General features: G+C 42.9%; 16 protein-coding genes. All 16 read right to left on the bottom strand.

The features are described 5' to 3' along the window. Positions 1–8 precede the first annotated feature (8 nt). Positions 9–614 carry a signal peptidase I gene (gene lepB, locus BM377_RS02705; RefSeq protein WP_092243336.1) on the bottom strand — a complete coding sequence of 202 codons (606 nt, stop codon included), beginning with the start codon at positions 612–614 and terminating at the stop codon, positions 9–11. A gap of 94 nt (positions 615–708) precedes the next feature. After that, positions 709–1,059 (bottom strand): 50S ribosomal protein L19, encoded by a 351-nt coding sequence (rplS, locus tag BM377_RS02710; RefSeq protein ID WP_092243338.1) that lies wholly within the window; start codon positions 1,057–1,059, stop codon positions 709–711. 104 nt (positions 1,060–1,163) lie between these two features. Continuing rightward, positions 1,164–1,586 carry a cytidine deaminase gene (locus tag BM377_RS02715; protein ID WP_092243340.1) on the bottom strand — a complete coding sequence of 141 codons (423 nt, stop codon included), beginning with the start codon at positions 1,584–1,586 and terminating at the stop codon, positions 1,164–1,166. A gap of 14 nt (positions 1,587–1,600) precedes the next feature. Then, positions 1,601–2,542: an ABC transporter permease gene (locus BM377_RS02720; RefSeq protein ID WP_092243342.1), complete on the bottom strand. Its 942-nt coding sequence runs from the start codon at positions 2,540–2,542 to the stop codon at positions 1,601–1,603. Further along, entirely contained in the window at positions 2,542–3,672 is a 1,131-nt protein-coding gene (locus tag BM377_RS02725; RefSeq protein WP_092243345.1) for an ABC transporter permease, read from the bottom strand. The genes BM377_RS02720 and BM377_RS02725 overlap by 1 nt, the downstream gene beginning before the upstream one ends. After that, positions 3,672–5,186, bottom strand: coding sequence for an ABC transporter ATP-binding protein (locus BM377_RS02730; RefSeq protein ID WP_092243839.1), 1,515 nt, complete (start codon positions 5,184–5,186; stop codon positions 3,672–3,674). Before BM377_RS02730 ends, BM377_RS02725 begins: the two co-directional genes overlap by 1 nt. Before the next feature lie 131 nt (positions 5,187–5,317). Beyond that, complete coding sequence (locus tag BM377_RS02735) at positions 5,318–6,538, bottom strand: BMP family lipoprotein (protein ID WP_092243347.1); 1,221 nt, start codon at positions 6,536–6,538, stop codon at positions 5,318–5,320. A 47-nt stretch (positions 6,539–6,585) separates the two neighbouring features. Then, positions 6,586–7,362: a uridine phosphorylase gene (gene udp, locus BM377_RS02740; RefSeq protein WP_092243842.1), complete on the bottom strand. Its 777-nt coding sequence runs from the start codon at positions 7,360–7,362 to the stop codon at positions 6,586–6,588. Positions 7,363–7,431: 69 nt separating this feature from the next. Next, positions 7,432–7,941 carry a ribosome maturation factor RimM gene (gene rimM / locus BM377_RS02745; RefSeq protein WP_092243350.1) on the bottom strand — a complete coding sequence of 170 codons (510 nt, stop codon included), beginning with the start codon at positions 7,939–7,941 and terminating at the stop codon, positions 7,432–7,434. 11 nt (positions 7,942–7,952) lie between these two features. Next, a complete protein-coding gene (gene trmD / locus BM377_RS02750; RefSeq protein WP_092243353.1) occupies positions 7,953–8,735 on the bottom strand; it encodes a tRNA (guanosine(37)-N1)-methyltransferase TrmD in 783 nt (260 codons plus the stop codon). An 81-nt stretch (positions 8,736–8,816) separates the two neighbouring features. Further along, the gene (locus BM377_RS02755; RefSeq protein ID WP_092243356.1) at positions 8,817–9,044 is read right to left on the bottom strand and encodes a KH domain-containing protein; all 228 of its coding nucleotides are present in this window, start codon (positions 9,042–9,044) and stop codon (positions 8,817–8,819) included. Between the two features lie 82 nt (positions 9,045–9,126). Beyond that, positions 9,127–9,372, bottom strand: coding sequence for a 30S ribosomal protein S16 (gene rpsP, locus BM377_RS02760; protein WP_092243359.1), 246 nt, complete (start codon positions 9,370–9,372; stop codon positions 9,127–9,129). A 97-nt stretch (positions 9,373–9,469) separates the two neighbouring features. Then, complete coding sequence (gene ffh / locus BM377_RS02765; protein ID WP_092243362.1) at positions 9,470–10,846, bottom strand: signal recognition particle protein; 1,377 nt, start codon at positions 10,844–10,846, stop codon at positions 9,470–9,472. A 3-nt stretch (positions 10,847–10,849) separates the two neighbouring features. After that, the gene (gene ylxM, locus BM377_RS02770) at positions 10,850–11,197 is read right to left on the bottom strand and encodes a YlxM family DNA-binding protein (RefSeq protein ID WP_092243365.1); all 348 of its coding nucleotides are present in this window, start codon (positions 11,195–11,197) and stop codon (positions 10,850–10,852) included. A gap of 87 nt (positions 11,198–11,284) precedes the next feature. Beyond that, positions 11,285–12,133, bottom strand: a complete 849-nt coding sequence (locus tag BM377_RS02775) for an AraC family transcriptional regulator (protein WP_092243368.1) — start codon at positions 12,131–12,133, stop codon at positions 11,285–11,287. Between the two features lie 2 nt (positions 12,134–12,135). After that, positions 12,136–13,221 carry a glycoside hydrolase family 25 protein gene (locus BM377_RS02780; protein WP_092243370.1) on the bottom strand — a complete coding sequence of 362 codons (1,086 nt, stop codon included), beginning with the start codon at positions 13,219–13,221 and terminating at the stop codon, positions 12,136–12,138. Positions 13,222–13,223 lie beyond the last annotated feature (2 nt).

Consider the following 13,223-nt stretch of genomic DNA (forward strand, 5'->3'; position numbering starts at 1 on the left):
TTCACCACTTACTTTTTCCTAAATATAAAACCTGACTTGTTATCGCCGCTTCTTATCTTAAACCAAGCCTTTCCAACGATCATATTGGTCTTGACGGGGCCTATATTGGCACTTCTCGAATCCTCAGAGCTGTTTCTGTTATCTCCAAGGACAAAGAATTCACCCTTTCCAAGCACTATCTCATTGGATGCGATTCCTTCATCTTCCATTTTATCATATAAACTGTCGTCTTCTTCCTGTAAGCTGCCATTAATATAAAGAGATCCGTCGATGATCTGTACCTTTTCTCCGGGAACAGCCACCACTCTTTTTACATAATAATGTGAATTGGTATTACCGTTAGGCAAAAAAACGATAACGTCACCCTTCTTGGGACTAAGTATCATGTAAGCAAGCTTGTTTACAAGTACTTTCTGTCCGTTATAAAGCATGGGTTCCATTGAATCCCCAATCGTACCGACCTGAAGGCCGAAGATAGTCATAAAAACGACCGCACAAAAAACAGCAAAGGCCGTGACTCCGATCCATGAAAAGATCTCTCTTATAAGCGCTCCGGAAAATGTCTTCTTTTTATGATAAATATATAAGCTGTTACGACGTCTTCTCCTAAACATTGTTCCCCCTTAAGGTTAAACAAATAATATCACAAATTCCTCGATAATAAAGAAAAGGCAATTACTGTGAAAAGTAACTGCCTTTTGTAGCAAATTATCTGGTAACAAGCTCCTTAACCTTAGCCTTCTTACCTGTAAGACCTTTAAGGTAGTTAAGCTTAGCTCTTCTAACCTTACCTCTTCTAACAACCTCTACCTTCTCAACGATAGGTGAGTGAAGGGGCCATGTCTTCTCAACGCCAACACCGTAAGACTCTTTTCTTACTGTGAAAGTTGTACGGTTGCTACCGCCCTGGATCTTCTTAACAGTTCCTTCGAAAACCTGAATTCTCTCACGGTTTCCTTCCTTGATCTTAGCGTGTACTCTTACAGTATCACCTGTGCTAAACTGAGGCGCATTAGCGTTCAGCTGCTCTTTCTCGAGCTCCTGGATAATTGTACTCATATATATTTCTCCTATTCAATGGACGTTCTTAATACACTATCTGTAACAGAGGACCGTCTGATTATCATAACGTACACTAATATAACACATAAACAGCCTATTCGTCAACACAAAAGATCTTTCGGTCCAAATCTTTCCGGAAGTATCTCCGGAAGGGAAAATGTCTTATATTCGTCTACCGATTTGGCGATTATTACAAGGAAATTATCCCTGCAAAACTCGCTCATAACCTGTCTGCAGACACCGCATGGGAAACAATAATCAAGTTCATCCTCGCCTCTATGTCCGCCGACAATGGCAATTGCTTTAAAATCCTTAACTCCTTCGCTGACAGCCTTGAAAAAAGCAGTTCTCTCAGCGCATATGGTTGGTGTATAAGAGGCATTTTCTATATTACAGCCGGTATACACCCTGTCATCTCCCGCAAGAAGTGCTGCTCCGACATTAAAATGCGAATACGGCGTGTAAGAAAAAGCTCTCATATTAAGTGCATATGTTATTAGCTCTTTTATCTTTTGCTCATCCATACATAATACCTCGATTATCTTGAGCCCTTGTCGTAAGGAATACCCTCAGCCTTGGGAGCCCTTGAATTGGCAGATGTAAGTGCAAGAACTATAAGCGAGATGATGTAAGGCATCATATTGTATACGGATCCGGGTATATTGAGAGCTGCAAGGAAATCAAAGCCCGAATATACGTTGGAAAGTGCTCTGAAGAATCCGAACAAAAGTGCAGCAAGTCCGATATTTACAGGTTTCCACTGACCAAAGATCATAACGGCAAGTGCAAGGAAACCAAAGCCCGCAACACCGTTTTCAAACTTCCACTCACTAACACCGGCAGTTATGTACACAATTCCGCCGATACCTGCAAGAAGTCCGGAAATAAGCACTCCCGCCCAGCGCATTGTATATACATTTATACCTACGCTGTCGGCAGCCTGAGGATGCTCACCGCAGGCCATGAGTCTGAGTCCGAATCTTGTCTTGTAAAGCACGATGTATGAAGCGATAAGCGCTATCAAAGCAACAAGCATAAACCAGTTGAACTGGAATTTACCGATATTTACGACAAGTGCCTTCTTAGATGTTACATACTGAACAGTTGAAGAAACGTTGTCGGGATTCTCAGCGATGTTGATCGACTTAACAATAACGGTTGCAGCCGCAGCGGCAAGCATGTTAAGAGCGGTTCCTACAAGTGTCTGATCTGCCTTAAAGTTGATGCAGGCAAATGCAAGAAGCATTGAATAGATAACACCGCACAATATTGAAGTACCAAGTACCGCAAGTACAATCAAAAGCTTGGGAAGTGAAGGATTGATGTACTTAAGGGTAAGTGCTCCACCGAGAGCTCCTATAACCATTATTCCTTCAAGTCCGAGGTTGATAACACCCGAATGCTCTGAGAAGCATCCGCCGAGAGCAACCAATATCAAAACCGAGGCAAACAAAAGTGTATATTGAAGAAGTAATACCATTATTTGTTACCTCCTTCTGCATTATTCTTTTTATTTCTGATCCTGCTGTTTAGGAAGTACTTAAAGAACAGTACGAAACCGCAGAGATAGATGATGATCGCCGAAATAAAATCGGAAATCTGTGAAGGATAGATATTCTTATCAAGATAAGATCCTCCACTGGTAATGTGCTGTATAAAGTACGAAGCAAAGATTGTTCCGATAGGATCAAGTCCTCCGAGGAACGTAGCTGCGATACCGTTAAAGCCCATTCCCGGAACGGATGACTGTGTTACGGACCACTGCTCATATCCCGTAAGGTAAAGGAATGCGGCACCGAGGCCCGCAAGAGCACCCCCGATAAAGAGTGTGAGAATAATATTTCTCTTCTCTTTCATTCCGCTATACTTTGCAGCATCTTTGGCAATTCCGGTAGCCTTGATCTCATAGCCGAATACTGTCATTGAAAGGATTACCTTAAGAAGCACAGCTATAAGAATGGCAAGCGGGATCGCTATAGTAACGTATTTATTGTTTGAGAATAACTTCTCAAGTCCTATTGAAGGTAAAACAGCAGCTTTGTTTGTGCTTGCAAGAGTTACCGTATAAGGGCTCGCTGTTTCTTTTACCCCTGAAAGGAGCATGTTAACCGTATAAAGACCTATCCAGTTAAGCATGATACCTGAAATAACTTCGTTAACATTAAGATATGCCTTAAGGATACCTACAACGACACCGAATATACCGCCTGCAACGAATGCGGCGATAAGGCATACATACCAAGGAAGTCCGAGCTTAAGAGCACAGAAAAGAGATGCTCCGGCGCCCGCTACGTACTGTCCTGCAGCTCCGATATTGAAAAGGCCTGCCTGATAACAGAACTGGATTGAAAGCGCACACATAAGAAGAGGCGCAGCCTTAACGAGCGTATTACCAAAGTACTTAAGTGCAGCTGCCTTGGTAGGATAAGTGAAATAGTTCTTTATGATAGTGATAATAGCTTCTGTCGCACCCTTTGCATTGATAAAAAGAAGTGCGATATAACCGATCAAAAGACCGAATACGATACAAAGAAGTGATGCAAGTATTGACTGCACAGCAGGTCTTGCAAAGAAGCTTATTTTTTCAGTCGATTTATTTTCTGCAGACATTATGCACCTACCTCCTTTCTCTTGGCTCCGGCCATGTAAAGTCCGAGTTCTTCGGGAGTTGTCTTCTTAGGTTCGAACTCTCCTACGATCTCTCCCTCGTACATTACGAGGATTCTGTCTGAAATGCTCATAACTTCTTCCAGCTCGAGCGAAACAAGAAGAACCGCATGTCCCGAATCTCTCTGAGCGATGAGCTGTTTGTGAATATATTCGATGGCACCTACGTCCAAGCCTCTGGTAGGCTGAACCGCAATAAGAAGATCGGGATTCTTGTCGATCTCTCTTGCAATAATCGCCTTCTGCTGATTACCACCGGACATGCTTCTCGCCAATGTAACAGCGCCCTGGCTGGAACGGATGTCGTACTGATCAATAAGCTTATCTGCATATTTGTTGATCTCGTTCTTTTTAAGGAAGCCTGCTCCTGTAGAGAACTCAGGCTCAAAATATCTCTGAAGCACGAGATTATATGCAAGTGAATAATCAAGTACAAGGCCGTGTTTGTGTCTGTCCTCGGGGATATGGCTCATACCGCTTGTTGAACGCTCTCTTATCGAAGCATGAGTAATATCTTTACCTGAAAGTTCTATCTTACCGGTTGTAATATTCTCAAGTCCGGATAATCCGTAAACAAGCTCTGTCTGACCGTTTCCGTCGATTCCGGCAATACATACGATCTCGCCTTCTCTTACGTCGAAAGAGACGTTCTTAACGGCATTGTTATGATGAAGCTTGGAAGGAACCGTCATATTTTCAACATGAAGGATAACCTTGCCGGGCTCCTTATCTTCTTTGGTAGCTACAAGCTGTACGTCACGACCGATCATCATTCTTGAAAGCTCTTCCTGATTGGTCTCGGAAATATTAACCGTACCGATGTACTTACCTCTTCTAAGAACCGAACATCTGTCGGCAACTGCCATGATCTCAGCAAGCTTATGAGAAATAAAGAGAATTGATTTGCCCTCTTTTGCAAGATTCTTCATGATCTGCATAAGCTCATCGATCTCAGCGGGTGTAAGAACCGCAGTGGGCTCATCAAAGATAAGTATCTCATTATCTCTGTAAAGCATCTTAAGGATCTCGGTTCTTTGCTGCATACCAACCGTGATATCCTCGATCTTGGCATCGGGATCAACCTTAAGTCCGTATTTCTCGGAAAGCTCAAGTATCTTCTTACGAGCTACGTCCTTCTGCAGGAATCCGTGCTTAACCGTCTCATCACCGAGAATGATGTTATCGAGTACAGAAAAGCACTGAACGAGCTTGAAGTGCTGATGAACCATTCCGATACCAAGGTCATTGGCATCATTGGGATTGTTAATCTGTACTTCCTTTCCGTCCTTCTTGATAACACCTTCTTCAGCCTGATACAAGCCAAAAAGCACGCTCATAAGAGTAGATTTACCTGCTCCGTTCTCACCCAAAAGAGCATGGATCTCGCCTTTTTTCAGCTGAATGGTAACATTGTCATTAGCGATAATACCCGGGAAACGTTTAGTTATGCCAAGCATCTCAATAGCATATTCGCTGTTATCTGCCACTTTTGTCTCCTCCATAAATTTAATCTACCTAATTGGTAAAAAGGACCGGAAGACTATGAATCTGCCGGTCCCTATCAGCTTAATAGCTGTTAAAAGCAAAATTACTTAATGTTGCCCTGGAAGTTAACCTTAATGTTCTCAGCAGAAGGCTTCTCAGCTGATGTGTCGTTGGAAACTTTGATTGTTCCGCTTGCCATATCAGCAACAAGCTTGAGATAATCATCCTTGCTAAATGTATCGTTCCATACTGTTGAATCCTCAGGAAGTCCTACATAGTTAAGTGATGTGTCATCGCCTGATACAAGACCGAGATTCTCGATCTTTCCTGCGAACTTATCCCACTGTCCGTCTCTGATTGCTGAAAGAAGTGTGTTAACTGTAGCCTGAAGTCCCTTCATAGCTGAAGTAACTGTCATGCCTTTCTCATACATTCCGTCGATTGTAGGAGCCTGGTCAACGTCAACACCGATTACCTTGCCGCCAACCTTAGCAGCAGCCTCACCTGCAGATGTGAAGATACCACCGCCGCAAGCGAATACAACTTCTGTGCCGCCCTGATACCAAGTATCCATAGCTGCTGTGATATCAGCATCGCCGTAGAACTGGTTACCGTAAGCGTAGTTAAGTGTTACGTCAGCGCCTACTTCCTTAGCGGCTGCGTCAGCACCCTGAACGAATCCGTAACCGTAACGGATAACAGCGGGAACTGCCATTCCACCGAGGAATCCGAGCTTTGTGAAGCCCATCTTTACTGCTGCGTAGCCTGCCATGTATCCGGGAAGCTCTTCCTGGTATACTGCAGAGAATACGTTAGCATATGTCTCATTGTTGAAATCTGAATCATCGCCCTCAAGATCATACTCTGAAACGTCAAGAGCAACGAACTTTACATCGGGATACATGTCAGCTGTCTCTTTGATAGCTCCTGCAAAAGCGTAGCCGGGCATAACGATTACGTTATAGTTATCAGCTACAGCCTTGTCGATCATAGCTACTCTCTCAGCGTCTGAATCGCCTTCGGGCTTGTAGTATGTGAAGTCACATCCGTTAGCCTCTGAGAAAGCCTTACATGCCTCGTAAGTTGACTGGTTGAATGACTGGTCTGTAATGTCACCGTAGTCAGTGATCATTGCAACTCTCATGTCAGTAGCAGCAGCTGTCTCTTCAGCGGCAGGTGCCTCTGTAGCGTCAGCAGCTTCAGTAGTCTCAGTAGTCTGTGCAGGTTCTGATGTTGTAGCGGTACCAGCATTGTTAGAACCGCAGGCAACAAGAGAAGCTACCATTGATGCAGCCATAATTACTGCAAAAAGTTTCTTTTTCATAATTGTCCTCCATTATTTTATGATGTACTACTGTATAATAAAACCGTTTAGGCTTTATCCGATGCAATAAGACGTCTTACCGCCTCAATGGTGGTCTTGTACACCACTTCCATGTCATGAGCCTGTGGATTGGGAAGTCCCTTCTTGGCTCTTTCCTGATTGGCAACAACGAGCATAACAGCTCCAGTTCTTGCTCTTAAATAGTCTCCTACTACAAATAATGTGGATGATTCCATCTCAGAACATAGTGCTCCGCATTTGATCCATGCGTCCCACTTGTATAAAAGCTCAGGTCCTACAGGCTTGGTCTCAGGTTCATGCTGACCAAAGAATGAATCCTTACACTGTACAACACCGACATGATAATTTGCTCCGGCCTTCTTGGCGCCTTCTACAAGAGCACTAACAACATCAAAGCTTGCAACTGCAGGATATTCAATGGGGGCATACTCTTTGGATGTTCCTTCCGCACGAATAGCGCCGGATGCGATCACGATGTCGCCTCCGATAACATCCTCCTGCATACCTCCCGAGGTACCCATCCTTATGAAAGTATCGGCTCCGCACTTCCTGAGCTCTTCTACAGCGATTGCAGTAGATGCGCCTCCGATACCGTGTGACATAACGGTAACCTTCTCTCCGTCCAAGGTTCCCGTATAAGTATTATATTCTCTATTATAAGCAATAAATTCAGGATTATCAAAAAGCTTGGAAATAGTCTCACATCTTCCGGGATCGCCTGTCAAAATAACGTATCTTCCTACGTCTCCGGGTTTAACATGAGTATGATATTGATATCCCGCACCCTCAGTATAATCGACCATATTCATTCCTAACCGCTAAATATTGATATTAGCAATAGTTTAATCACAATATAACTTATAATAATTATATCACAGAAGTCCGTCCATGACATGAATAATGATCTTTTTGTTTTTTATATCTATTTCTTTCACGCAATCCTTGATGGCAGGGATATAAATCTTATTGCCGTCACCCGCCTCCATCTCGTATACATCGTTGGCTCCGGTCTGGATAACATCCGTAAGAACACCCAGCTTGTTGTCATCTTCATCGACAATATCAAGTCCCAGCATATCGGCAATGTAGTATTCACCGGGATTAAGCTTAATGGCATCTTTCCTGTCTATCGTAAGCTCACAGCCCCTAAATTTCTCTACATCCTCGATTTTATCGAACTGCTTAAATTTCACTATCACAAATTTCTTAAAAAACTTGGCGCTCTGAACGTCAAGCAAGAGCTCTTCGCCTCTCTGAGTGTGAAGAGTTACTTTTTTAAGTTTTTTAAATCTATTGGGATCTTCCGTTGTGGGAAATACATTAACTTCACCGTGAAGACCGTGTGTTGAAGCAACAACACCAACCTGAAATCTATCTGTCATACAATTCTCCGTCAAATGCTCTGTTCCGAATCCGGATTCTTTTTCTTTCTTCTTGGCTTCTTGGGAGGCTTGGGAGGATTCTCTTCAATGTATTTCTCGTAGAGATCCGGCCTTCTCTCCTTAGTTCTTATTATAGCCTGTTCAAGTCTCCATTCATCAACTTTTTTATGATCTCCGGATAAAAGAATCGGCGGAACCGACTTCCCCATCCACTCTTCTGGCCTTGAATACTGGGGATATTCAAGAAGATTATTGCTAAAGCTCTCCGTCATCGCGGATTCATCATTATTAAGAACGCCCGGAACAAGCCTTGCGATCGCATCGATCATGACTGTAGCAGGGAGCTCACCGCCCGTAAGCACATAATCTCCTATTGAAATATAATCCGTAACTATTTCTTCAAGAACTCTCTCATCCACGCCCTCATAATGTCCGCACAAAAAGATAAGGTCATCTTCCTTGGACAATTCGCTTGCAAGCTTCTGGTCAAAGACCTTGCCCTGCGGAGTGACGTATATGACTCTGGGGTTCTTGGTATCACTCTTTTTATTTTGTTCGATCTTATCTTTTATTGCAAGATAACAATCATAAATAGGCTGTGCCTGCATAAGCATGCCCGCACCGCCTCCGTATGTATAATCATCAACCTTGTGATGCTTGTTGTCATTGGAATAATCCCTGATATTGACCGCTTCAAAGGAGATATGTCCCTTGTTAATGGCTCTTCCAAGAATACTCGTTGAAAGAATCTGTTCAATCATCTCGGGAAACAAAGTCATAATATGAAAATTCATAATAATCCTTTTATAAATTCAGAGGTAAAAAAGAGCCGAATAAGAGTTTCCCCTATTCGGCTCATTGTTCGTAAATAAGTCTTAAACAATCTCCACATCAACCTTGATGTTCTCTCTGGTAGATGCTGCCTTAACAACAGCTCGTATAGCCTTCGCGATACGTCCCTGTTTGCCAATTACCTTGCCCATGTCAGAAGGTGCAACATGAAGCTCGATCATATAATTGCGCCCGTCTTTCTTCTCGGAAACAACAACTTCATCCGGATTGTCTACAAGCGCTCTAGCGATTACTTCAACTAATTCTTTCATTGTTTTACCTCCGGCGTAAGTAATTATATGTATATGACATGATATACGGATTGCTCCACTTTGTGACACCTATATCATTCAATTACTTGCTAATGCCGGCCTGTCTGAACAACTTAGCAACAGACTCTGTAGGCTGTGCACCGTTAGCGATCCACTTCTTTGCAAGCTCCTCATCAACCTTAACTGTGCTGGGATCTGTGTTGGGATCGTATGTTCCGATCTCCTCGATGAACTTACCCTGTACAGGGAACTTAGAATCAGAAACGATGATTCTGTAGAAAGGAACCTTCTTCTTACCAATTCTCTTTAATCTGATCTTTACTGCCATTTTAATTTTCCTCCATTTAATAAATAAGATAGATAATAAATTGTCTTTTTATATGTGTGAAACAGCTGTGTGCTGCATGACATATCATAATTATTAGTTAAAAGAACTTGTTTCCGCCGAACATTCCGCCAAGGCCGCCCATTCTGCCAAAGCCTCCGCGCTTGCCGCCCATAAGTCCGGGCATCTGCTTCATCATCTTCTGCATCTGCTCAAACTGCTTGATAAAGCGGTTTACATCGGCAATATCATTACCTGAACCCTTAGCGATCCTGTGCTTTCTCTGAGGAGACATAAGCTTAGGATTCTTACGCTCTTCGGGAGTCATCGAAAGAACGATAGCCTCCATCTTGGCAAGCTTCTTTTCATCGGGGAGCATATCATCGCTCACCTTACCCATTCCGGGAAGCATACCCATGATCGAAGAAAGGCCACCCATGTTGCGCATCTGCTTCATGCTCTCGAGATACATCTCGAAATCAATCTTGCCCTTCTTCATCTTGGACGCCATCTCTCTGTCCTTCTCGGCGTCTCGCTCGGCATTGGCTTCAACTGCCTTGTCGATAAGACTTAAGACATCGCCCATACCAAGAATACGGCTTGCCATTCTGTCGGGATAAAACTGCTCAAGATCTGAGAGCTTCTCACCCATACCTACAAAAAGAATGGGCTTTCCCGTAACTGCTTTGGTTGAAAGAGCCGCACCACCTCTGGAATCACCATCCATCTTGGAAAGGATGATACCGTCGATTCCGACTTTCTCGTCGAACTGCGATGCAACATTAACCGCATCCTGACCTGTCATGGCATCCACAACAAGGAGCGTCTGATGAACGGTTACGGCTTCCTTGATATCCGTAAGCTCCTTCATCATCTCTTCATCTATCTGAAGACGGCCTGCTGTATCCAAAATAACAACATTGTTGCCGTTCTTACGAGCCTGTTCTATCGAATTCTTAGCAATCTCAACAGGGCTTACATCCGTGCCCATTGAGAAGAAATCAACTTCCTGCTTGCCTGCGTTGATCTGTAACTGATCGACAGCGGCAGGTCTGTAAATATCGCCAGCAACAAGAAGCGGCTTTCTGCCCTTCATCTTGAGCTTGCCGGCAATCTTAGCTGCGGTGGTTGTTTTACCTGCACCCTGAAGACCGCACATCATGATGACTGTGATCTCATTTATAGGAAGCAGCGAGATTTCGGTGGTCTCAGAACCCATAAGGGCAGTCATCTCTTCATTAACTATCTTGATGACCATCTGTCCGGGATTAAGTCCGTTAAGAACATCCTCTCCGACAGCACGCTCCTGAACGGAACCGATGAACTGCTTTACAACCTTGAAGCTTACGTCAGCTTCCAAAAGGGCCATCTTAACCTCTTTAAGAGCTGCCTTTACGTCTTCTTCGGAAAGACGTCCTTTTCCTCTAAGGTTCTTAAATACATTTTGTAATTTATCTGTAAGACTCTCAAAAGCCATTAATTATGTTAACTCCTCTATAATGCGACTTGATATCTCTTTGGTGCTCTTCTTAAGTTCATCCGTGGATAAAGAATCCGCGGAATCGGTAAGCTGCAAAAGCTCTTCCGCACTGCATTTGATCGCTTCAAATCGTCTTATCATGTGAAGCTTGTCTTCGTAACTCTGCAATGTCTTGGTACATCTCTTGATGAGGTCATGAACTCCCTGCTTGCTGATACCGTGTTCATCGGCAATCTCTGTAAGGGACATATCCTCATAAACGGCCGCTTCATATATGCTCTTTTGATGCTCTGTAAGAAGCTCGCCGTAAAAATCATACAACAAGCCCTGCTCTACGATTTTTTCCATATACCATCCTTTGGTCATTAAGACACATTGAATATAATAAACATATAAATAAGAGGTGTCAAGTATTTTTTCTTGACACCTCGAAGCTTAGATTTTAACGTCGGAAGGAAGAATTCCGAGCTGATTTTTAAACGCTCTGCTAAAAGACGAATAGTCTTTAAATCCGCTCTCGATACAGGCTGCTGTCGTCGGCATTCCGGATATGATCAAATCTCTTGCCTTAAGTATTCTCTTTTCCGAAATATATCTGTGAATCGAATATCCGGTTTCTTTCTTAAACGTACGCATCATATGATATCTGCTCATATAGAATTTATCTGCCAAAAGATCTATCGAAAGATCACTGCCCAAATTATCCGTGATATATTCTATAAGTTCGATTACTCTTCTGTTATAGCGTGCCTCAGCACCGAAAGCTCTTTCTTCCGAAATACATGCTTTATTAAATGCTATCAGCATCTTAAGAACATCAAGTCTTGTCGTAAGCTCACCCGCATATTCAGAAGACTCTTTTGCCATATCATCTTCTATCAGCTTGAGCATATCAAGAAGCTCCGCGCTGATATTGGCTGAAAATCGCGCAACATGACTGTCTTTTTCGGCAGAAATATTAAATGCATCCAAAAGTCCGTTACTTTCAAGAAAACTATGACTCAGATACAGGATTATCCTGTCATATGTTCCACCGTCACTTGATACAACCGGTCTGTGAATATAGAACCTGTTAACCAGCACAAAATCGAAGGGCAAAAGCTCATACTCCCGTCCTTCGATCATATATTTAACGTTACCGTCAAGTATCAGTATCAGCTTATGGAAATCGTGATAATGATACGGTATATCCAGTTCTTCCTTGTCGGAAATATGAAAGAAACGAAAATCCTTATTCAGATATCCCTTCTGCTCATATTCCTTGAGATTATCCTTAATATTCATGCTCAGTACTCTGTTATGCAGACATTGAGGTCAACGTTACCGTCTATTCCGTTCACTTTACCGGCAGATGTATACTGCCACATGTTGAAATGATAAGGGTAATACAAAGGAGCGCCGTAATAAGCGATCCAAATATCGTAATCATCCACATCCACGGCATCCATCAAAAGAGCAAACGACTTAACATTACCGTAGATCATGGGTTTATAACCTGCAGCACTTACGGTATCGCAGAAAACCTTGGCATTTTCTTCATATACATCGGAAGAAAGCGTTGCGGTACGTGCTTCGTCGGATTCAGCCGATTCAATATCTATAACAACGGGATACTTGATATCATAAGGCTCTATCATATCAAGCAAAAGCTGTGCCTCTTCAATGGCTTCTTTTTTATTCAGAGCCTGTGAATAGAAATAAACTCCGACATCCAGTCCGCTTGCGAGTGCACCTTCAATGTTATCGATGAACTTATCGTCCTGAAGAAGCTTACCTTCAGTCGTTCCTCTGTAACCGGCTCTGATCATGGCATAGTCAATGCCGTCCGCAGCAACCTTGTCCCAGTCAATATTTCCCTGGAATCTGGAAACATCAACACCCTGTTTGATATAAATATCATCGTTTCCTATATATTTAAGAAAACCGTTGTCGGTAAACTCAAAATCATTTTCATCAAAACCGTGATGTTCGATCTCATCGGAAATAGGAAAGAAAAAATATCTTCCCGAACTGGACACAACAATCTGATCCGGAAAAAGAGTTCTCACAGCCGAAATGGCTCCTTCTCCCGATTCAAGCTTCCTACGAAAAGTCTCCCTTATGGAAGCCTTGGTGCGCTGCTCCGCTTCGTTTGAAGCCTCATCAATAAGACGCTGTGCCTCTGTAGCGGTATAATAGCCTTCACTTGTTATCGCATCAAGCTCGCTTCTGAAAGCAGCCTCTTGTCTTTGAAGTGATGCATTTTTAACGAGAAGAAAGATACTAAAAGACAGCGCCATAATAGAAACAAGACTCAAAAATATTATGGAAACAATATTATGAGAATTTCTGACGCCTCTTTTTTCTCTTATATCCTGAAGGTTAGTTTTCATAG

The organism is Butyrivibrio sp. INlla21 (genome assembly GCF_900116875.1).
Classification (GTDB): domain Bacteria; phylum Bacillota; class Clostridia; order Lachnospirales; family Lachnospiraceae; genus Butyrivibrio.

Excerpts from the sequence above, each read along its gene's own strand:
- lepB (WP_092243336.1), bottom strand. The coding sequence starts at position 614 with ATGTTTAGGAGAAGACGTCGTAACAGCTTATATATTTATCATAAAAAG.
- rplS (WP_092243338.1), bottom strand. The coding sequence starts at position 1,059 with ATGAGTACAATTATCCAGGAGCTCGAGAAAGAGCAGCTGAACGCTAAT.
- BM377_RS02715 (WP_092243340.1), bottom strand. The coding sequence starts at position 1,586 with ATGGATGAGCAAAAGATAAAAGAGCTAATAACATATGCACTTAATATG.
- BM377_RS02720 (WP_092243342.1), bottom strand. The coding sequence starts at position 2,542 with ATGGTATTACTTCTTCAATATACACTTTTGTTTGCCTCGGTTTTGATA.
- BM377_RS02725 (WP_092243345.1), bottom strand. The coding sequence starts at position 3,672 with ATGTCTGCAGAAAATAAATCGACTGAAAAAATAAGCTTCTTTGCAAGA.
- BM377_RS02730 (WP_092243839.1), bottom strand. The coding sequence starts at position 5,186 with ATGCTTGGCATAACTAAACGTTTCCCGGGTATTATCGCTAATGACAAT.
- BM377_RS02735 (WP_092243347.1), bottom strand. The coding sequence starts at position 6,538 with ATGAAAAAGAAACTTTTTGCAGTAATTATGGCTGCATCAATGGTAGCT.
- udp (WP_092243842.1), bottom strand. The coding sequence starts at position 7,362 with ATGGTCGATTATACTGAGGGTGCGGGATATCAATATCATACTCATGTT.
- rimM (WP_092243350.1), bottom strand. The coding sequence starts at position 7,941 with ATGACAGATAGATTTCAGGTTGGTGTTGTTGCTTCAACACACGGTCTT.
- trmD (WP_092243353.1), bottom strand. The coding sequence starts at position 8,735 with ATGAATTTTCATATTATGACTTTGTTTCCCGAGATGATTGAACAGATT.
- BM377_RS02755 (WP_092243356.1), bottom strand. The coding sequence starts at position 9,044 with ATGAAAGAATTAGTTGAAGTAATCGCTAGAGCGCTTGTAGACAATCCG.
- rpsP (WP_092243359.1), bottom strand. The coding sequence starts at position 9,372 with ATGGCAGTAAAGATCAGATTAAAGAGAATTGGTAAGAAGAAGGTTCCT.
- ffh (WP_092243362.1), bottom strand. The coding sequence starts at position 10,846 with ATGGCTTTTGAGAGTCTTACAGATAAATTACAAAATGTATTTAAGAAC.
- ylxM (WP_092243365.1), bottom strand. The coding sequence starts at position 11,197 with ATGGAAAAAATCGTAGAGCAGGGCTTGTTGTATGATTTTTACGGCGAG.
- BM377_RS02775 (WP_092243368.1), bottom strand. The coding sequence starts at position 12,133 with ATGAATATTAAGGATAATCTCAAGGAATATGAGCAGAAGGGATATCTG.
- BM377_RS02780 (WP_092243370.1), bottom strand. The coding sequence starts at position 13,221 with ATGAAAACTAACCTTCAGGATATAAGAGAAAAAAGAGGCGTCAGAAAT.